The organism is Rhodopseudomonas boonkerdii, from assembly GCF_021184025.1.
In the GTDB taxonomy this organism is placed as follows: domain Bacteria; phylum Pseudomonadota; class Alphaproteobacteria; order Rhizobiales; family Xanthobacteraceae; genus Tardiphaga; species Tardiphaga boonkerdii.
Window position 1 is genome coordinate 4,150,348 of sequence record NZ_CP036537.1, and the last position, 18,107, is coordinate 4,168,454.

Consider the following 18,107-nt stretch of genomic DNA (forward strand, 5'->3'; position numbering starts at 1 on the left):
CATCACAGCAACAGAGGACCATTTCGATGTCGCGGATTAAATCGACTTTGCCAAACCTGCTCTGCGCATCGCGCGTGCTCGGCACCGTCGCAGCGGTGACGCTCTCGGCCCTGTTGGCCGGCCAGGCCCAAGCGCAGACCCGCGAAATCAATCTGGGCGCGATCGTACCAAGCTCCGGCCCATTCGCCGAATGGGGGCGCAGCAACTCCGTCACCTTGAAGATGCTGGAAAAGCAAACCAACGATGCCGGCGGTATCAATGGCGCCAAGCTGAAGATCACCATCCTCGACGACGCCGCCAAGCCGGCGCAGGCTGCGACCTCGCTGCGCAAGCTCGCCAGCGACGACAAGGTGCTGGCGGTCGCAGGCCCCCTCACCTCCAGCGCGGCTGAAGTCACCTTCCCTGTCGCCAATGAGCTGAAGCTGGTCTCGACCTCGCAGGCCTCGTCGAAGCCCGGCACCGCCAAGCAGAATCGTCCGTGGGCATTCCGCAACACTATCGACGAAGGCGTGCTCGCCAAGACCGCGGTGCCGTATTTCAAGAAGGCCTTCAATGTGAAGACCGTCGCTGTCATCTTCGACGCCAAGGACGCGACCGCCGCGACCGTGGGCAAGGTGATCATGCCGTCGGTGCTGAAGGCCAACGAGATCGCCATCGCCAACGAGAACGACCTGCTGTCGTTCAACACCGGCGACCTCGACGTTTCGGCCCAGGTGACCAAGCTAAAGTCGCTCAATCCTGACGGCGTCGTGATTAGCGCCGACTACAGCCAGGCCATCACCGTGCTGCGTGAAATGAAGCGTCAGGGCCTGATCAAGCCCGTGGTCGGCGCCAGCCAGCTGATCTCCTCGGCGATCCTCAAGGCCGCTCCGGAAATTCCGGTGATCGCGCCGGCGACCTTCTATTCCACCATGAAGGGCGAGGCGCCGGAGAAGTTCACCGCCGCGCTGACCCCGCTGCTGCGCAAGGAATCGGGCCTACCGAAGGACATCGAGCCGAACATGTTCGATGCCAACATCTATGAGGTGGTCTCGATGTATATCGATGCGATCAAGACCGCAGGCGTCACCGGCAAGCCGGAAGATCTCGAAGCCGACCGCACCAAGATCCGCGACTACATGACCAAGCTCGAAGGCTTCAAGGGGCTCGGCGGTCCGATCGGCTTCAATGACGACGGCGATGCCATCAAGGCCTTCTATGTGCTGCAGGGCCAGAACGGCACCTGGGACACCAAGGTCCGCGGCTGCAGCTCGGCACCGAACCACCCGGCCTGCTGATCACCGAACCGTACGGCGGATGAGGCGAAGCCATAATCCGCCAGCCGGAGAAAGCTGAAACTCCGCGGCGGATGACGCTTCGCTAATCCGCCCTACGGCAACGGCCGGGACAGTTTCCCGGCCGTTGTCGTAACGACAATCACCGACGATCTCACTACTAACGAATGCGATTCCCATGCTGATACAGCAACTCGTCAACGGACTTACGCTGGGAGCGGTCTATACGCTTCTCGCGTTGTCCTACTCGCTCGTGATGGGCATTCTCGGCATTCTCAATCTCGCGATTGCTGAACTGTTCATGATCGGTGGCTTCATCGGCTTCACGCTGATCGATGCCGGTTATCCGCTGCCCGTCGCCGTGCTCGGCGGCATGACCGGCGCAGCCCTTATCGCCATCATCGTCGAAAAGATCGGTTACCAGCCGCTGCGCGATGCGCCGCTGGTGACACCGATGCTGTCCACCCTGGGCTTCTCCATCATACTGCAGAACATCGCAACCAATATCTGGGGCTCCGATCCGCTGCAGCTTTCGATCTTCGGCGACCAGTATCAGATCGGCCCGATCAGCATCGGCTCAATGCAGCTGCTCGTCCTCGGCGCCACCGTGGTACTGGTCGCGCTCACGGCCTACATCGTGCAGAAGACGCCGATGGGCCGCGCGCTCCGCGCCGTCGCTGAAAACCGTGACGTCGCCCGCATACTTGGCGTTTCCGCCGACCGACTGATGATGATGGCCTTCATTCTCTCCGGCGCCCTCGCCGGCGTCGCCGGCGTGCTGATCGCGCTGCATTACGGCGCCATCACCCCCTATCTCGGCGTCGAGATCGGCCTCAAGGCCATCGCCGTTATGGTGATCGGCGGCACCACACGGATCTGGGGTGCGCTCGTTGCCGGCCCGCTGATCGGCATCGCCGAAGTGCTCACGGTGGCCTATGGCGGCTCGCAGGTGCGCGACTTCGTGGTCTACGGTTTCATGATTCTCATTCTTCTGCTGCGTCCGCAGGGCCTGCTTGGCGGTGCGCGGTCCGATCAGGGGCAGCGCGTCTGATGTCGACTTATTACGCAAGCCTGCTCGCGGAATCGGGCGTTCTCCTGCTCGGTGCGCTGAGCGTCTATATTATTTTAGCTACCGGCCAGCTCTCGCTCGGCAACGGCGCCTTCATGGGCATTGGCGCGTATCTGTCATCGTGGCTGACAGTCACGATGAATGTGCCGCTGACTTTGGCGCTGGTGATCTCGGCGATTGCCGCAGGCATCATGGGCGCCATCGTGGCCTTCCCGGCGCTGCGGCTGAAAGGCATTTATCTCGCCATGGCCACCGTCGGCTTCGGCGAAATGGTGCGCAGCTTCTTCCTAAATTTCGACACCATGGGCGGATCGGGCGGCTTCCGCGGCATGCAGCATGTCGGCGTCGGTTATATCTGGCTGTGGGCTGGCGGCATCCTGATCGCCGTAATGCTACTGGAGCGTTCGCGCGTCTGGTTGGAAATGCAGGCGGTGCATGATGACGAGACCGCTGCCGGCCTGATCGGCCTCAACACTGTCGTCACCAAGATCGGCGCCTTCGCCGCCGGTGCGGCGGTGGCGGCGATTTCAGGCGGCCTGTTCGCGCATCACAATGTCTATATCGAGCCGGCCAATTTCGGCTTCGAACGGTCGGTGGAATTCGTGCTCGCCGTCATTCTCGGCGGCTCGACCGTCGCTCCGGGCTCTCTGGTTGGTTCGCTGCTGCTGATCTTCCTGCCGGAATTCCTGCGGCCGATCGCCGACTGGCGGCTCGCCGCCTTCGGCTCGCTGCTGGTGCTGGTGCTGCTGGTGCGGCGCCAGGGCATTCTCGACCGTTCGCTGATCCGAATGCTTACTTTCCGGAGGGCTTCAGCATGAGCGCCGCGCTGCTTCAACTCACCGGCGTCACCAAGACGTTCGGCGGCATTCATGCCTTGTCCAACATGGTCTGCGAGGTGCCGGAAGGAAAGATCGTCGGCGTGATCGGCCCCAATGGCGCCGGCAAGACGACGCTGTTCAACACCATCACCGGCGCCTATCGCGCCGATGCCGGCGAGGTGAAACTCAAGGGCGTCGATGTCACCCAGTGGCCATCCTACCAGATCGTCCGCGAGGGCGTGGCACGCACGTTCCAGAACATCCGCCTGTTCAGCTCGATGTCCGTGTGGGAGCATCTGCTCGTCGCCCAGCCGCACAGTGAGGCTGCATGGCGCCGACTGCTGCCGATCTCTTGGGCCAATCCGGCCGCACTCGCGCGTGCGGAAGAAGTGCTGGAGTTTTTCGGCCTCACCGAATATCGCGACCGGTCGGCAAAGTCCCTGCCCTACGGCATCCAGCGCAAGGTGGAGATGGCGCGTGCTGTCACCGCCAAGCCAAAACTGCTGCTGCTCGACGAACCCGTCGCTGGCATGAACCATGACGAGGCCGAAGAGATCCGCACTCTGATGCTGCGGCTGCGTGACACCGGCCTCTCCATTCTCCTGATCGAACACGACATGAATTTCGTGATGCGCCTGTGCGACTATCTCTATGTGCTGGATTTCGGCGTGCCCATCGCCGAAGGAACGCCGGAGGACGTGCGCGCCAATCCGGTCGTCCTCGACGCCTATCTCGGAAAGGACAACTGATGCTCACGATCAAGGGCTTGGAGGTCCGCTACGGCGCCATCACCGCCGTCCGTGGCGTCGATCTGGAGATCAAGGCAGGAGAGATCGTCGCACTGCTGGGCGCCAATGGCGCCGGCAAGAGCACGATCGCCCGCTCTATCGCTGGACTGCTGCCGTTCCAGGGCGAGATTTCATTCGAGGGCGAGAAGCTCACACCGAACGCTGCCGAGAAGAATCTGCGTCGCGGCATTGCCCTGGTGCCGGAAGGCCGCGGCATTCTGGCGCGCATGACCGTGTATGAGAATCTGCTGATGGGCATCTACACCCGCAGCGACAAATCGGCGGCGATGGCTGATATGGAGAAGATGCTGGAGCGCTTCCCCATCCTCGGCAAACGCCGCGACGGGCTCGCCAGCCTGCTCTCGGGCGGCGAGCAGCAGATGCTGGCCATCGGCCGCGCGCTGCTATCGAGACCGAAGCTGCTGCTGCTGGACGAGCCGTCGCTGGGTCTGGCGCCGCTGATGACGGCGAGCCTGTTCGGCATGATCGCCCAATTCCGCGATGAAGGCCTGACAGTGCTGCTGGTGGAGCAGAAAGCAAGGCAGACCCTGAAGATCGTGGACCGGGCGTATCTGCTGGAGACCGGGCGCGTGGTGACGTCGGGCTCAGCGGAGGCGCTGATCAACGATCCGACGCTGTCGGAGGCGTTTTTGGGCGGGGGACATTAACTCTGTCGTTCCGGGGCGCGCGCCGCGCGAATCCGAAACCTCGGAGTGTTTGGCTTCCCGGAATCTCAACTATTTCGAGCTTCCGGGTTCGCGCTGCAGGCGCCCGGAACGACAGTGTGGGGCAGCTTGGGACTACGCCCCGTATCTCGCCATCACCGGCCACGTCTTGACGCTGCCATTGTGCCCCACGACATGATAGCTCGCATGCAGGTTCACGGTGGGGTCGCAATGCGTCGCGATGAGCAGCACGCGGCTGCCCAGTTTTGGCTTCTCGGCGCCTTCGGGAAGCGTGATCATGCCGTGCTCGTCGCCGCCGAAGCGATAGGTCGAGCCCTCCGGCACACCGAGCATCACTGACGGCACCGGACCGTTGAAGGCCATCGCCTTCACGCCGGCATCGACGGTGAATTCACCGGCACGGTTCACCGAGGTGACCGTCGCCAGCACGAACAGACTCGGCTCGAACGGCAGCGTTCCGCCGCCCTCAACCCGCAGGCGGCCGTAATCGGCATCCATGAACAAGTAAGAACCTACCTGCAGCTCCGTAAACGTGCCGGCGATGTCGAAGGCATAGGCGCCGGTACCACTGCCGGTGACGATGGGAGCCTTGATGCCCGCATCATTCAGCACACGCAGGTGACCATCGAGAATACCGCGAACCTGCGCCGCCCCCGCCTTGCGCTCGTGGTCATCGATCATGTGTTGGACATGGCCGGCAAAGCCCTGGATGCCACCGAATGTCATGCCGGGTGTCGCTTCGATCAGTTGCGCCAGAGCCAGTGTCGCTGCCGGCTCGACAACGCCGGTGCGGCGCTGGCCGACATCGATATCGATCAGCACCTGAACCGGCCGGCTGCCGGTGTCGAGCAACGTGTGAAGCACATGGATCTGGTCGGGGTGATCGACGACGAGTGATATGTCGGTGCCATCAGCGAGCGCAGCGATGCGTGCGAGCTTGACCCGATCCGCCACCGGCGTCGTCAGCAGCAAGCCCGGCATGCCGGCCTCCGCCATCGCCTCCATCTCAGCCACCGTGGCGCAGGAAATCCCGACCGCACCGGCCTCGATCTGTAACTGCGCGAGGCGCGGCGATTTGTGCGTCTTGGCATGCGGGCGGAGTGCAATGCCGTTCGCTTTTGCGAAATCCGCCATGGCCGCGATGTTGTTCTGAAGGACCATGCCATCGACCACCAGCGCCGGCGTCGCAATGTCCTGCAGGGCCGGCATGGTCGGATCGAGAACGGTCATGGCGCTGGCGAACTCCGGAATGACGACTTGAAAAGATGTCTAGCAACGGGCGACAGCGAGTTGAAGACACACGAAAGTCGCGGCCGTCCGGCGGAAAATGGCTTGGCGATCAAGCTAACCGGCAAACCGACGCGGAGAAATTATTGCCAAGGAACGTGGCCATGACGCAAGAATTGTCCCTTCGCCCGGGATTTACGCATGACTCCATCCAAGTTTCTGCCGTAGCTTGCGTGGAACCGAACCCTTCCGCTATGCGCAGGCAGACGCAGGAGAATTTGACAGATGAACCGCCTTGAAATGACACGCCGCGCCGCGCTGCTGACCTCAGCCGCCATTGCAGCCAACGTGGCCAACCCCTTTCGCGCCTTCGCCCAGGAGGCGCCCCGCAAGGGCGGCGTGTTCAATGTGCATTATGGTGCAGAACAGCGCCAGCTCAACCCCAGCCTGCAGGCCTCCACCGGAGTCTACATTATTGGCGGCAAAATTCAGGAAGCCCTCGTCGATCTCGACGAGAAAGGCCAGCCGGTTGGCGTACTGGCCGAGAGCTGGGAGTCTTCACCGGACGGCAAGACCATCACCTTCAAGCTGCGCAAGGGTGTGACCTGGCACGACGGCAAGCCTTTCACCTCCGCCGACGTCGCATTCACCGCCATGAACATGTGGAAGAAGATCCTCAATTACGGATCGACGCTACAGCTCTTCCTCACGGCAGTGGAAACGCCCGACGCCCAGACCGCCGTGTTCAAATATGAGCGCCCAATGCCTCTCGGCCTGCTGCTGCGCGCCCTTCCCGATCTCGGCTATGTCTCGGCCAAGCACATCTATGAAGGCTCGAGCGACATCCGGCAGAACCCGGCCAATCTCGCGCCGGTTGGCACCGGTCCGTTCAAGTTCAACAAATATGAGCGCGGCCAATACATCATTGCCGAGCGCAACGAGAATTACTGGCGCCCGAATGCGCCCTATCTCGATCGCATCGTCTGGAAGGTCGTCACCGACCGCGCCGCCGCCGCGGCGCAGATGGAAGCCGGCGATATCCAGTATTCGCCGTTCTCCGGCCTGACGATTTCCGACATGGCGCGGCTCGGCAAGGACAAGCGTTTCATCGTTTCCACCAAGGGCAATGAGGGCAACGCACGCACCAACACGATCGAATTCAATTTCCGTCGCAAGGAGCTGGCAGATATCCGCGTCCGCCGCGCCATCGCCCATGCGATCAACGTGCCGTTCTTCATCGAGAATTTTCTTGGCGATTTTGCCAAGCCCGGCACCGGCCCGATCCCCTCGGTCTCCACCGACTTCTATCCCGGCCCCGACACGCCGCAATATCCCTATGACAAGGCCAGAGCGATCAAGCTGCTGGATGAGGCCGGCTTCAAGCCCGGCGCCGGTGGCACCCGCTTCTCGCTGCGCCTTCTGCCCGCACCATGGGGCGAGGACATTTCATTGTGGGCGACCTTCATCCAGCAGTCACTGAAGGAAGTCGGTATCCCCGTCGAGATCGTGCGCAACGATGGTGGCGGCTTCCTGAAGCAGGTCTATGCCGACCACGCCTTCGATCTCTCCACCGGCTGGCACCAGTATCGCAACGATCCAGCCGTCTCGACCACCGTCTGGTATCGCTCCGGCCAGCCTGTCGGAGCGCCCTGGACCAATCAGTGGGACTGGAAGAACGACCAGATCGACAAAGTGATCGACGACGCCGCCACCGAGATCGATCCGGTGAAGCGCAAGGCGCTCTATGCGGAGTTCGTCAAGGAAGCCAACACCGAACTGCCGGTTTGGATGCCGATCGAACAGATCTTCGTCACTGTCATCACCGCCAAGGCGCGTAACCATTCCAACAATCCGCGTTGGGGTTCGTCGAGCTGGCACGATCTTTGGCTTTCCGCGTAACTTCTGTCATTGCGAGCGCAGCGAAGCAATCCAGTCTTCTTCGGGTAGCTCTGGATTGCGTCGTCGCTACGTTCCTCGCAATGACGGAGAGAGCTTGGCGTCATTGCAAATGAAAACTACACTAGCCACATGCGCATCTTAACTCTCGCGGGTCGGCGGCTCGCCGCATCGCTTCCGACGCTCTTCCTGATCCTGATCGGCGTGTTCCTGCTGCTGCAACTGGCACCGGGCGACACGGTCGACGCCATGATGGCGCAGATGGGCGGAGGCGATGCCGCGACCGCGCGCGAGCTACGCAAGTTTTACGGGCTCGATCTCTCGGTGCCGATGCAGCTCGCCAACTATCTGTGGCGGCTGGTGCAGTTCGATCTCGGCTTCTCCTCGATCTATGGCAAGCCCGTCGCCACCGTGATCTTCGAACGCCTGCCGGCGACGCTGCTGCTGATGACCGCGTCGCTCTCCTTCGCCTTCTTCTTTGGCCTGGTGCTCGGCGTTGTCGCCGCGCGCGGTGTCAATCGCTGGCCGGACACGCTGATCTCGACGCTCGGCCTGATCTTCTACGCCACGCCGTCCTTCTGGTTCGGCCTCATGGCCATCGTGGTGTTCTCGATCTATCTGCAATGGCTGCCCGCCGGCGGCTTCGAGGATATCGGGGCGGTACAGACCGGCTTCGAACGCACGCTCGACATCGCCGCGCATCTGGTGCTGCCGACACTAACGCTGGCACTGATCTTCCTCGCCATTTATCTCCGCATCATGCGCGCCTCGATGCTGGAAGTGCTCAATCTGGACTATGTGCGCACCGCACGTGCGAAGGGGCTCGATGAAACGCGCATCATCGCCAAGCATGTGCTCCGCAACGCATTGCTGCCGATGGTGACTTTGATCGGTCTGCAGGCTGGGACCATGCTCGGCGGCTCGGTCGTCGTCGAGAGCGTGTTCTCGCTGCCCGGCCTCGGTCGCCTCGCTTATGAATCGGTCATCCAGCGCGATCTCAACACGTTGCTCGGCATCGTATTCGTCTCGGCTCTCCTTGTGATCCTGGTGAACTTCCTCGTCGATCTTCTCTACGCGCGGCTCGATCCGCGCATCCAAGCAGAGGGCTGAGGATGGACGCCGTGAAACGCTATTTCCGCAGCCCCGCCGCTGTGGTCGGCCTGTTGTTGCTGCTCATCGTCATCGCCATGGCCGTGAGCGCGGGCTGGATTTATCCGAACGATCCGCTGTCGCTGGCCGGACGCCCGCTGGTGTGGCCTTTCGCCAATCCGCGCTTTCCGCTCGGCACCGACAATTCCGGCCGCGACATCGCCGCGCAGATTTTTTACGGCGCCCGTATTTCGCTCCTGATCGGCGGCGTCGCGACATTGATTGCCGTGATCATCGGCGTGCTGATCGGCGCCTTTGCCGGCTTCTACGGCGGCAAAATCGATACGATCCTGATGCGCATCACCGAGGCATTCCAGACACTGCCGAATTTCGTGTTGCTGCTGGTGCTGGTCGCCGTGTTCGGCTCGACGCTCACCACCGTGACCGTCGCTGTCGGCATCGTATCATGGCCGGCACCGGCGCGGTTGACGCGTGCGGAGTTCATGTCGCTGCGCAACCGCGAATTCGTGCAGGCCGGGCGCACGCTCGGCATGAGGGACCTGCAGCTCATCCTCGGCGAAATTCTCCCGAACGCGCTGCCACCGGTCATCGTCTATGCAAGCGTGGTGATGGCCGTCTCGATCCTGCTTGAAAGCGCCCTCGCCTTCCTGCGCCTGTCCGATCCCAATGTCGCGTCCTGGGGGAACCTGATCGGCCTCGGCCGCGACGTGCTGCGCGTGCAGTGGTATGTCTCCGCGATTCCCGGAATCGCCATCCTGCTGACCGTGCTCGCTGTATCCCTGGTCGGCCAGGGACTCAATGATGCGCTCAATCCGAGACTGAAGAGCCGATGAGCGAGACCATCCTCACCATCGAAAATCTCAGCGTGCGGCTGCCGAAAGGCGCGGATCGCACCCACGCGCTCGGCGGCGTGTCGCTGTCGATCGCCGCCGACGAGATCGTCTGCGTGGTTGGCGAAAGCGGGTCCGGCAAATCGGTGATGGCCAATGCCGTGATGCGGCTGCTGCCGCCGGAAGTCGCCATCGATGGCGGTCGCGTGCTGTTCGAAGGCAAGGACCTCGCCAGCGCATCTTATGCCGAGATGCGCACGGTACGCGGTGCCGGCATCGCCATGATCTTCCAGGAGCCGATGACCGCGCTGAACCCGCTGCGCACCATCGGTGACCAGATTGGCGAGATGTTCGAGATTCATACGGACCTCTCGAAGAAGGACATCAAGGCGCGCGTGCTGGCGCTCCTGCAGGACGTCCGCATTCCCGATCCCGCACAGGCAGCACGCACCTATCCGCACGAGCTCTCCGGTGGCCAGCGCCAGCGCGCCATGATCGCCATGGCGCTCGCGCTCGATCCGCGACTGCTGATTGCGGACGAACCGACGACGGCGCTCGATGTCACGACGCAGGCCCAGATCCTGAAGCTGATCCGCGAGCTGCAGAGCCGCCGTAAGACGGCGGTGCTGTTCATCACCCATGATTTCGGCGTGGTCGCCGAGGTCGCGGATCGCGTCGCGGTGATGCAACATGGCAAGGTGGTGGAGCACGGTCCCGTCAATGATGTGCTGCGCAATCCGCAACATCCTTATACGCAGCAACTCATCGCTGCCGTGCCCCCGCTGACAGCGCCGCCAGCACGCAAACTGAATGAAGAGAACATCCTCACGCTGGAGAATGTCTCAAAAACCTATCGCAATGGTGGCTTCCTCGGTCGCGGCGCGCGCGTCACGCATGCTGTGAAGTCGGTATCCTTGAGCTTGCCGCGCGGCGCGACGCTGGGCATTGTCGGCGAATCCGGCTCGGGCAAATCGACGCTCGCACGCTGCATCATCCGCCTGATCGATCCCGATGGCGGCGCCATCGTGCTGGAAGGCAAGGACTGGGCAAAACTGTCGCGCGACGAGGTCCGGCGCGAGACGAAGCACATTCAGATGGTGTTTCAGGATCCGTTCGCCTCGCTCAATCCGCGCCGCAAAGCCGGCGATCTCGTGGCGCAGGGACCGATCGTGCATGGCGTGCGGCGTGCGCAGGCGCTTGCGGAGGCGAAGGAATTGTTTCGGCTCGTCGGCCTCGATCCCTCGGCCATGGACCGCCTACCGCATGAATTCTCCGGCGGTCAGCGCCAGCGCATCGGCCTCGCCCGCGCGCTCGCGCTGAAGCCGGATGTGCTGGTGGCGGACGAAGCGGTGTCGGCCCTCGATGTCTCCGTGCAGGCGCAGGTGCTGAAGATGCTGCACGACCTGCGGGCGCGGCTGGGCTTGTCGATCGTGTTCATTACGCATGACCTGCGTGTCGCCGCACAGATCTGCGATCTCGTGGCCGTGATGAAGGACGGTGAAGTGGTCGAGCACGGGCTTGCCGGCGAGGTGTTCGGCAAGCCGCAGCATCCCTATACACGGGCGCTGCTGGCGTCGATTCCCGGCGGGGATTTTACAAGGAAGAAGGAGCCGATCACGGCTTAACTCGGCCCCTCATGGTGAGGAGGCGCGTAGCGCCGTCTCGAACCATGAGCTGACCGGGCTCCGGAGTGCGTGGCCATCCTTCGAGACGCGGCGCGATGCGCCGCTCCTCAGGATGAGGGCGGAGTTTATGGCGCGTGTTACGCCATCTCCTTCTTATCCCTGCACCGATAGACCAGCAGCATAAACGGCGCGAGCAATCGCATCAGCCCGTGCGCCGCAATCGGCACCGGCTCCGAGAAGGGCAGCGCCAGCTCATCATCCGGCACGCCGCTCACCGCCTTTGCAAACTCATTGCCGAGCGCAATGGACAGCGCCACGGCACGGCCGTTGCACCCTGTCCAGCCGAAGGCATTCGGGCCGAGCTTGTGCATGCGCGGCAGGAAATCGGTGGTCATGCCGACATAGCCGTTCCAGACATAATCAAACTTGACCTCGCCGATCTCCGGCCACAGCCGCTGCAGGCGGGCGCCGACCATCTCTTTCAGGCGCCCCGTCTTGTCACCGAAGCCGATGACGTTGCCGCCGGTGACCAGGCGATTGCGCGCGTCATAGCGCATGAAATAAAGTTCGCCATGGGTATCCGACACCGCCTGACGGCCTGGAATGATCGTCTTGCGGACCTGTTCGGACAGCGGCTGCGTCGCCATCTGCCAGGACAGCACGGGCATCACTTCGCTGGCGATACCGGGCGAAAGCTGTTTCGAGAATTCGCCGGTATAGGCATTGCTCGCGACCACCAGTGCGCGCGCGTTGACGTGTCCTTGCGCCGTCTTGACGGTCCAGCGATCGCCGTTCCGCGCAAAGCTCTCCACCGGCGAGCGCGCATAGATACGCCCGCCCTGTTCCAGCACCACACGGGCGAGGCCGCGGGCCAGCGCCAGCGGATTGATGTGGCCACCGGTCTTGTTCCAGAAACCGCCAAACCATGCGGAAGAGCCAAGCATCTTCCGCATGTCGTCATTCGACAACAGCTCCACCGGCGCGCCGTACTTCGACCACTGCCGCACGCGACGCTCGGCGATCTTGATACGGCCTGGTGAGTGCACCGGCTGGATCCAACCATCCTGCTCGCCTTCGGCCTGGATCTGATAGCGACGGACTAGATCGAACAAGATGGAGGCACTGTCGCGGATGAGGCCGACAAGACGCTCGCCAGCGGCGCCATAGCGCTTGACGATATCCTCGGGATCGGGGCGCGACAGCGTCGGGATCACCTGCCCGTTGTTGCGGCCGGAAGCGCCCCAGCCGGGCTCGACGGCTTCCACCACGGCGACATCGATCCCCTGCTCGCGCAAATGCAGCGCCGTAGAAAGGCCCGTGAAGCCGGCACCGATGACAACGACATCGGCCTCGACCGCGCCCTTGAGTTCGGGCAATTCCGGTCCCGGAGGCGTGACGGCGGCCCAAAGCGACTTCGGCCAGGGCGCATTCGCTGTTTCCATCGTCAGCCTCTTCCAGTCCCAATCTTCATGGCACAATCATAGCGAAACGCAGGGCCGATCACATGATCCCTTCCCTTGCGGCACATCTGCATTCTGCATAGTTTACGCACCCAATCCAATGCAAGGCGGTGCTCGCATGACCCTCAAGAACATCATCGGAATTGACCATGCCGTGGTCGCCGTCAAAGACCTCGATAGCGCAGCGACAATCTGGAGAAAGCTCGGCTTCACGCTATCACCGCGCGGCACCCACAGCGCCAAGATGGGCTCGGGCAACTACACGATCATGCTTGATCCCGACTATGTCGAGCTGCTCGGCGTGATCGCCGAGACCGAGCACAATGCGCCGCTCCGCGCCTTCATCGCCAAGCGCGGCGAAGGTGTGGAGCGGATTGCCTTTACCGCCGTTGACTCCGCGGCCGGCGCCGAGGAGATCACCGCGCGCGGCTACAAGGCACTCGGCCCCACCGATTTCGAGCGACCGGTGACGCTGCCCGATGGCAGCGTGAGCGCCGCGAAATTCCGCGTCTTCCAGTGGCCGATCGAGGAAGCGCCGGGCGGGCTGCGCATCTTCGCCTGCCAGCACAAGACGCGCGAGACGGTGTGGATTCCCGAGCTGATGGTGCACGCGAACAGCGCGAAGCGGCTGAAGCAGGTGCTGATCGTGACCACGGAGCCGGCGAAGGACGCTGCTCATCTCGCCAAAATGATCGACGGCGCAACGCGCAACGAAAGCGACGGCGCCATTACCGTGCCATCGGGCGGTGATCGTGCGGACTTCGTGTTCGTGACGAAGGATGTACTGGCGAAGCGTTTCCCAGACACCTCGCTCGCCGGCGCACCGGAACGTGGCGGCGTGGCGCTGGTATTCACCGCCGGCGATCTGGTCGCGGCGGAGAAGGCGGTGGGGTCGGCTGGCGCGAAGACGGAAGTCGGTGTCGTCGTGCCGCCAGCCAATGCGAATGGCGTGCTGCTGGCCTTTGTGAAGGGGTAAGTTATTAACCTCTCCCCGCCTGCGGGGAGAGGTCGACTGTAACGCGCCACAGCGCGTGGAAGTCGGGTGAGGGGGAGCCTCCACAGGCTCCGAACGCGCTGATAGCCCCTCATCCGTCCCGGCTTCGCTATGCCGGGCCATCTTCTCCCAGCAAACGGGAGAAGGCACTACGGCACTCTGCTTTTAACTTCCCCCAAATCCCAGAAAAGGCCCGCCATGATGCGCAGTGCTTCGGCCGTCACCGGCTTGAGGATGTGCTCGTCGGGCGCGTGCTGCGAGCAGCCGGGATAGGAATGCGGCACCCACACGGTGGGCAGCCCGAGAATATCCGTGAACACATCGTTCGGCAGCGAGCCGCCGAAATTCGGCAAGAGCGCTGGCGGCTTGCCCGTCGTCTTGCGCACCGACTCCACGGCCCAGCCGACCCATGGATTGTCGACATCGGTGCGCGAGGCGTTGAAATACTGCGACTGGCTCACTTTGACGTCGCCATAGCCCATCGCAGAGAGATGCTTCTCGATGGCCGGCACGACATTCTCGATGTCGGTGCCAACGACGAAGCGGAGCTGCAACACTGCATGCGCTTCACCGGGAATGGCGTTCGCAGGGTTCGCGACATTGCCGGCATTGATCGCCAGCACTTCCAGCGTATTCCACGCATAGAGGCGCTCGGCGGGCGACAACCCCTCCTCGCCCCAGCCATGCGAGAGCGATGGCTCATCCGGCGTCGGCGACACCACCACATCGGCAAGCGCCGCGCGGATCTGGTTGGTGATGCGCGGCGGCTTCAAGGCGTCGAGCAAAATGCGGCCGTCACGATCGACCAGCGTCGATATAGCAGATGCGAGGATGGTGGCAGCGTTGGCGAGCAAGCCACCCCAATTGCCGGAATGATGCGCTCCGTCGCGCAGCTTGAGATCGAGATGGATGCGGCGACCGCCACGGCAGCCAAGAAAAATGGTCGGGCGTTCGGCGGAGAGCCGCGGACCGTCCGAGGCGAGGAATAGATCGGCCTTCAATTCATCGCGCAGGCTTTCGCAAACCTTGGGCAGATCGGGTGAGCCGATCTCCTCGCCCATCTCGACGATGAACTTCACATTGAAGCCGAGCCTGCCGCCGCGCACCACATGCACGGCGCGGAGCGCAGCGATATTGATGGCGTGCTGGCCCTTGTTGTCGGCGGTGCCGCGGCCATAGACGCGTTCGCCCACCGTCGTGCAGCGCCAGGGATCGAGGCCGTCGCGCCACTCGCCCTCCATGCCGGGCACGACATCGCCGTGACCGTACATCAGCACGGTCGGCAGCTCGGCGCTTTCGTAATAGGTCGCGAGCAGGCTTGGCCCCCGACCCGAAGGCGACGGAACGATCTTCGTCGCAAAGCCGAGTGCGTTGAATTGCGGCACCAGCTCCTTGTCGAGATAGGCCCGCAGCTCCTCGCCATGCTTGTCGCTCTGGCTCTCGGTCCTGTAGCCGACCATACGGTCGAGCACGGCGAGAAACTCGCCGGACTCGAAGTGCGCATCGATGTGCGCGATCACTCGTTCGCGCGACATCAGAGCGTCGCGAACACGGCGTCGGCCTCGGTGAGGAGGCGATCGGCATGCGCGGCCGTAAAGACCAGCGGCGGGCGAATCTTCAGCGTGTTGGCGGCGGCGCCGGTGGCCGAGATCAGCACACGGCGAGCGCGCAGGCCGTTGACGATTGCGGCAGCAGCAGCCGCATCGGGCTCCTTGGTGCTGCGGTCCTTGACCATTTCGACGCCAATATAAAGGCCGGAGCCGCGGACATCGCCGATGCCCTGATACTTCTTCGCCAGCGCTTCGAAACCTTCGCGCAGGATCTTGCCGACCTTCAGGGAGTTCTCCACCAGCTTCTCGTCATGGATGACGTTGAGCACGGCCTGCGCAGCAGCCATGGCCACCGTATTGCCGCCGAATGTATTGAAGTAGCGATTGTCACGACCGAACCTCTCGACGATTTCCGGCAGCATCACCGCGGCGGCGACGGGATAGCCGTTCCCCATCGGCTTGCCCATGGTGATGATGTCGGGCGTGATGCCGTGGCGCTGATAGCCCCACAGCTTCTCACCGCTGCGGCCGAAGCCCGACTGCACTTCGTCCGCGATGAACACGCCACCAGCCTTGTGGATGACATCGACCACCGGCTGCAAGAGATCGGTCGGATGCGAGAAGATGCCATCCGACGAGAACATGGAGTCGGCGATGAAGCAGGCAACGCCGGCGCCTCGGCGCTGCAGATCGACGATCTGTTCGGAGACCTTGTCGGCCATCCAGCGGCCCATATTTTCCGGCGCGATGCGATAGCTGTCTGGCGCCGGCACGCGGCGCACGAAAGTACCGAGCGGCGAGTACGGGCCGAGCGACGGCGAGAAGCCAGCGGTTAGCTCGGAATTACCGTGATAGGCCTCATCGGTGATGATGATACCCTGATTGCCGGTGTGATGCCTGGCCATACGCACGGCCAGATCATTGGCTTCCGAACCGGTGCAGGTGAACATTGCGTGGCGTGCCGGACCATCGAAGGTCGCGAGCAATTGCTCGGCGTAATCGAGGATGCCCTTCTGAATATAGCGCGTATGAGTACAGACGGTCTGCGCCTGCCTGGTGATCGCCTCGACCACGCGCGGATGACAATGGCCGATGGAAGCGACGTTGTTATAGGCGTCGAGATATTCATTACCTTGCGAGTCGTAGAGCAACACGCCGTTGGCGCGCGCAACCTCGACAGGATCCTTGTAGAACAGGCGATAGGCCGGGCCGAGCAGCGCGATGCGGCGTTCGACGAGCTCGCGGCTTTCAGGCGTGAGGCTGGAGGCCGTGGCGGGATCGAAACCGTTGACCATCTTGCCGCGCGGCGCTGACGTGACTGACATGGAATGCTCCTGTGATGCGTTCTTGGCTAACACGCGAGATCGATCAGCTGGTTGCCGAGATCGTCCATCGAGCGAGTGAGGAACCAGTCGATCTGGCCCCAGGTCATGTGGTTGTTGCGCAAGACGTAGTCCGCCACCGACGGCACGCGGTTCGCCATTGCGGTGGACAGCAAAATGCGCGTGGTGAGGCGCGACATGATCAGCGGCGGGATCAGCGCAAGCTCCTCCTCGGTGAGATCGGCGATGGCGAGATAACCACGCAGGAGATCGCGGCCATGGGCGAAAATCTCGCCTTCCATCTTCTCCGGCAGCTGGTTGAGCATCGCCGTCGAGACATCGATGGCGATGGCGGTACGTACGGTGTCGCCAAAATCGATGATACCGCTGATGAAAGTCGGAAGCGTGGGATCGACAACGACGTTCGAGAGCGTGAAGTCGTTATGCAGCACCTGGGTGCGGCAGCGCGAAAGCCGCGATTCGATGGTCGCAAAACGCGCAAACACGGTCTCCAGCCTTCCGCGCCAGCCGGTATCGGTAATTTCGGACAGCAGCGGCGCTAGGGTCGGCAGGTTCTTGACGTCCCACGGCACCACCCGCCCATCGGCAGGATGGCTGAAATCCGCGAGCGCGAGGCGCAGCGTCGCCAGCAGCCGACCGATTTCTTCCCGGCCACGTACATCGATGGACACTTCGCCGAGCGGCTGGCCCTCGACGAAAGACATCATCCGGACCTGGCGACGCTGACCGGCGCGGTCGGTGTAGAGAAAGTGCCCCTCGCCCGCTGCATTGGGGATCACACGCGGGATCGGCAATTCGGGCGCACGGACCGCGACATGTTCGAGCACGCGGATCTGCAGATCGATTTCGGCGACATCCTCGGCCGGATTGGCAACCTTGAGCACATAACGTCGGCCGCTGGCCGGCGCGATCCGGAAGGTATCGTCCTTTTCGGTGGCAAAACGGGTCGGCTTGCCGTCAATGCCAAAATGGGCGCGGGCCAGATCCACGGCCTCCGCCTCGCTCATGTTTATATACGATGCCGCGAGGCCGCTCTGCATTGCAATCGGAGCGGAAGTCTCGCGTTTCACTTGGGCATCCACTTGGTTGATCCAATCTCGATTCGGAACCGGCGCTGGCATGCAAGCCGGTCTGATCGACATTGGCAACGCCGATGTCCATTCTAGCAATCTCGATGCCAGTTGTCAGGATATCCGCGGCACCCGGCCGCCAATCGCCGGATGGATACCCCCCAGCAAGCTCATATCGAGCACTTACCTGGTGCGGACGGTCCCGGTGGGTCCGCGCAGATCGGACAGCGGCACGCAGCTCTTCTTGCGGCGCTGGTTGTTCGGCGCCCCCTGCACCTTCAGCACCTTGCCCGCGGAGCAAGAGCCGTTATCGACATAGACGGTGGAATAAGGATCCATCGCGAGAGGTTCGAAAGACAGAACTCTC

General features: G+C 62.8%; 16 protein-coding genes. 10 read left to right on the top strand and 6 right to left on the bottom strand.

The genetic code is table 11. The annotated features are described in order from the left end of the window. The first annotated feature begins 26 nt into the window (after positions 1-26). From E0H22_RS19130 to E0H22_RS19150, 5 genes are all read left to right on the top strand, one after another. A complete protein-coding gene (locus tag E0H22_RS19130; protein WP_233022576.1) occupies positions 27-1,277 on the top strand; it encodes an ABC transporter substrate-binding protein in 1,251 nt (416 codons plus the stop codon). Positions 1,278-1,452: 175 nt separating this feature from the next. Next, positions 1,453-2,325, top strand: coding sequence for a branched-chain amino acid ABC transporter permease (locus tag E0H22_RS19135; protein WP_233022577.1), 873 nt, complete (start codon positions 1,453-1,455; stop codon positions 2,323-2,325). Next, positions 2,325-3,161, top strand: coding sequence for a branched-chain amino acid ABC transporter permease (locus E0H22_RS19140; RefSeq protein WP_233022578.1), 837 nt, complete (start codon positions 2,325-2,327; stop codon positions 3,159-3,161). The genes E0H22_RS19135 and E0H22_RS19140 overlap by 1 nt, the downstream gene beginning before the upstream one ends. Beyond that, on the top strand, positions 3,158-3,910 hold the full coding sequence (locus tag E0H22_RS19145) for an ABC transporter ATP-binding protein (RefSeq protein ID WP_233022579.1): 753 nt from the start codon (positions 3,158-3,160) through the stop codon (positions 3,908-3,910). Before E0H22_RS19140 ends, E0H22_RS19145 begins: the two co-directional genes overlap by 4 nt. Beyond that, positions 3,910-4,617 (top strand): ABC transporter ATP-binding protein, encoded by a 708-nt coding sequence (locus E0H22_RS19150; RefSeq protein WP_233022580.1) that lies wholly within the window; start codon positions 3,910-3,912, stop codon positions 4,615-4,617. The genes E0H22_RS19145 and E0H22_RS19150 overlap by 1 nt, the downstream gene beginning before the upstream one ends. Before the next feature lie 132 nt (positions 4,618-4,749). Here E0H22_RS19150 and E0H22_RS19155 read toward each other — a convergent pair whose 3' ends face one another. Then, the gene (locus tag E0H22_RS19155) at positions 4,750-5,865 is read right to left on the bottom strand and encodes a DSD1 family PLP-dependent enzyme (RefSeq protein ID WP_233022581.1); all 1,116 of its coding nucleotides are present in this window, start codon (positions 5,863-5,865) and stop codon (positions 4,750-4,752) included. 282 nt (positions 5,866-6,147) lie between these two features. On the opposite strand from E0H22_RS19155, the gene E0H22_RS19160 reads away from it, so the two are divergent. The 4 genes from E0H22_RS19160 (at position 6,148) to E0H22_RS19175 (ending at position 11,323) form a co-directional block, all read left to right on the top strand. Then, complete coding sequence (locus E0H22_RS19160; RefSeq protein ID WP_233022582.1) at positions 6,148-7,761, top strand: ABC transporter substrate-binding protein; 1,614 nt, start codon at positions 6,148-6,150, stop codon at positions 7,759-7,761. A 129-nt stretch (positions 7,762-7,890) separates the two neighbouring features. Next, entirely contained in the window at positions 7,891-8,868 is a 978-nt protein-coding gene (locus tag E0H22_RS19165) for an ABC transporter permease (RefSeq protein WP_233022583.1), read from the top strand. Positions 8,869-8,870: 2 nt separating this feature from the next. Next, entirely contained in the window at positions 8,871-9,701 is an 831-nt protein-coding gene (locus E0H22_RS19170) for an ABC transporter permease (protein ID WP_233022584.1), read from the top strand. Beyond that, complete coding sequence (locus E0H22_RS19175; RefSeq protein WP_233022585.1) at positions 9,698-11,323, top strand: ABC transporter ATP-binding protein; 1,626 nt, start codon at positions 9,698-9,700, stop codon at positions 11,321-11,323. Before E0H22_RS19170 ends, E0H22_RS19175 begins: the two co-directional genes overlap by 4 nt. Positions 11,324-11,460: 137 nt before the next feature. On the opposite strand, the gene E0H22_RS19180 is transcribed toward E0H22_RS19175, so the two are convergent. Further along, positions 11,461-12,765 carry an NAD(P)/FAD-dependent oxidoreductase gene (locus tag E0H22_RS19180; protein ID WP_233022586.1) on the bottom strand — a complete coding sequence of 435 codons (1,305 nt, stop codon included), beginning with the start codon at positions 12,763-12,765 and terminating at the stop codon, positions 11,461-11,463. A gap of 136 nt (positions 12,766-12,901) precedes the next feature. Between E0H22_RS19180 and E0H22_RS19185 the strand changes: the two genes are divergently transcribed. Next, the gene (locus E0H22_RS19185; RefSeq protein WP_233022587.1) at positions 12,902-13,759 is read left to right on the top strand and encodes a VOC family protein; all 858 of its coding nucleotides are present in this window, start codon (positions 12,902-12,904) and stop codon (positions 13,757-13,759) included. 167 nt (positions 13,760-13,926) lie between these two features. On the opposite strand, the gene E0H22_RS19190 is transcribed toward E0H22_RS19185, so the two are convergent. From E0H22_RS19190 to E0H22_RS19205, 4 genes are all read right to left on the bottom strand, one after another. Then, positions 13,927-15,312, bottom strand: coding sequence for a M20 family metallopeptidase (locus E0H22_RS19190; RefSeq protein WP_233022588.1), 1,386 nt, complete (start codon positions 15,310-15,312; stop codon positions 13,927-13,929). Beyond that, on the bottom strand, positions 15,312-16,652 hold the full coding sequence (locus E0H22_RS19195; RefSeq protein ID WP_430715170.1) for an aspartate aminotransferase family protein: 1,341 nt from the start codon (positions 16,650-16,652) through the stop codon (positions 15,312-15,314). Before E0H22_RS19195 ends, E0H22_RS19190 begins: the two co-directional genes overlap by 1 nt. A 26-nt stretch (positions 16,653-16,678) precedes the next feature. Then, on the bottom strand, positions 16,679-17,740 hold the full coding sequence (locus E0H22_RS19200) for a phosphotransferase (RefSeq protein ID WP_233022589.1): 1,062 nt from the start codon (positions 17,738-17,740) through the stop codon (positions 16,679-16,681). A gap of 183 nt (positions 17,741-17,923) precedes the next feature. Continuing rightward, positions 17,924-18,079 (bottom strand): DUF6719 family protein, encoded by a 156-nt coding sequence (locus E0H22_RS19205; protein ID WP_233022590.1) that lies wholly within the window; start codon positions 18,077-18,079, stop codon positions 17,924-17,926. Between the last annotated feature and the right edge of the window lie 28 nt (positions 18,080-18,107).

Excerpts from the sequence above, each read along its gene's own strand:
- E0H22_RS19190 (WP_233022588.1), bottom strand. The coding sequence starts at position 15,312 with ATGTCGCGCGAACGAGTGATCGCGCACATCGATGCGCACTTCGAGTCC.
- E0H22_RS19145 (WP_233022579.1), top strand. The coding sequence starts at position 3,158 with ATGAGCGCCGCGCTGCTTCAACTCACCGGCGTCACCAAGACGTTCGGC.
- E0H22_RS19130 (WP_233022576.1), top strand. The coding sequence starts at position 27 with ATGTCGCGGATTAAATCGACTTTGCCAAACCTGCTCTGCGCATCGCGC.
- E0H22_RS19180 (WP_233022586.1), bottom strand. The coding sequence starts at position 12,765 with ATGGAAACAGCGAATGCGCCCTGGCCGAAGTCGCTTTGGGCCGCCGTC.
- E0H22_RS19185 (WP_233022587.1), top strand. The coding sequence starts at position 12,902 with ATGACCCTCAAGAACATCATCGGAATTGACCATGCCGTGGTCGCCGTC.
- E0H22_RS19205 (WP_233022590.1), bottom strand. The coding sequence starts at position 18,079 with ATGGATCCTTATTCCACCGTCTATGTCGATAACGGCTCTTGCTCCGCG.
- E0H22_RS19165 (WP_233022583.1), top strand. The coding sequence starts at position 7,891 with ATGCGCATCTTAACTCTCGCGGGTCGGCGGCTCGCCGCATCGCTTCCG.
- E0H22_RS19160 (WP_233022582.1), top strand. The coding sequence starts at position 6,148 with ATGAACCGCCTTGAAATGACACGCCGCGCCGCGCTGCTGACCTCAGCC.
- E0H22_RS19150 (WP_233022580.1), top strand. The coding sequence starts at position 3,910 with ATGCTCACGATCAAGGGCTTGGAGGTCCGCTACGGCGCCATCACCGCC.
- E0H22_RS19135 (WP_233022577.1), top strand. The coding sequence starts at position 1,453 with ATGCTGATACAGCAACTCGTCAACGGACTTACGCTGGGAGCGGTCTAT.
- E0H22_RS19175 (WP_233022585.1), top strand. The coding sequence starts at position 9,698 with ATGAGCGAGACCATCCTCACCATCGAAAATCTCAGCGTGCGGCTGCCG.
- E0H22_RS19195 (WP_430715170.1), bottom strand. The coding sequence starts at position 16,652 with ATGTCAGTCACGTCAGCGCCGCGCGGCAAGATGGTCAACGGTTTCGAT.
- E0H22_RS19155 (WP_233022581.1), bottom strand. The coding sequence starts at position 5,865 with ATGACCGTTCTCGATCCGACCATGCCGGCCCTGCAGGACATTGCGACG.
- E0H22_RS19140 (WP_233022578.1), top strand. The coding sequence starts at position 2,325 with ATGTCGACTTATTACGCAAGCCTGCTCGCGGAATCGGGCGTTCTCCTG.
- E0H22_RS19170 (WP_233022584.1), top strand. The coding sequence starts at position 8,871 with ATGGACGCCGTGAAACGCTATTTCCGCAGCCCCGCCGCTGTGGTCGGC.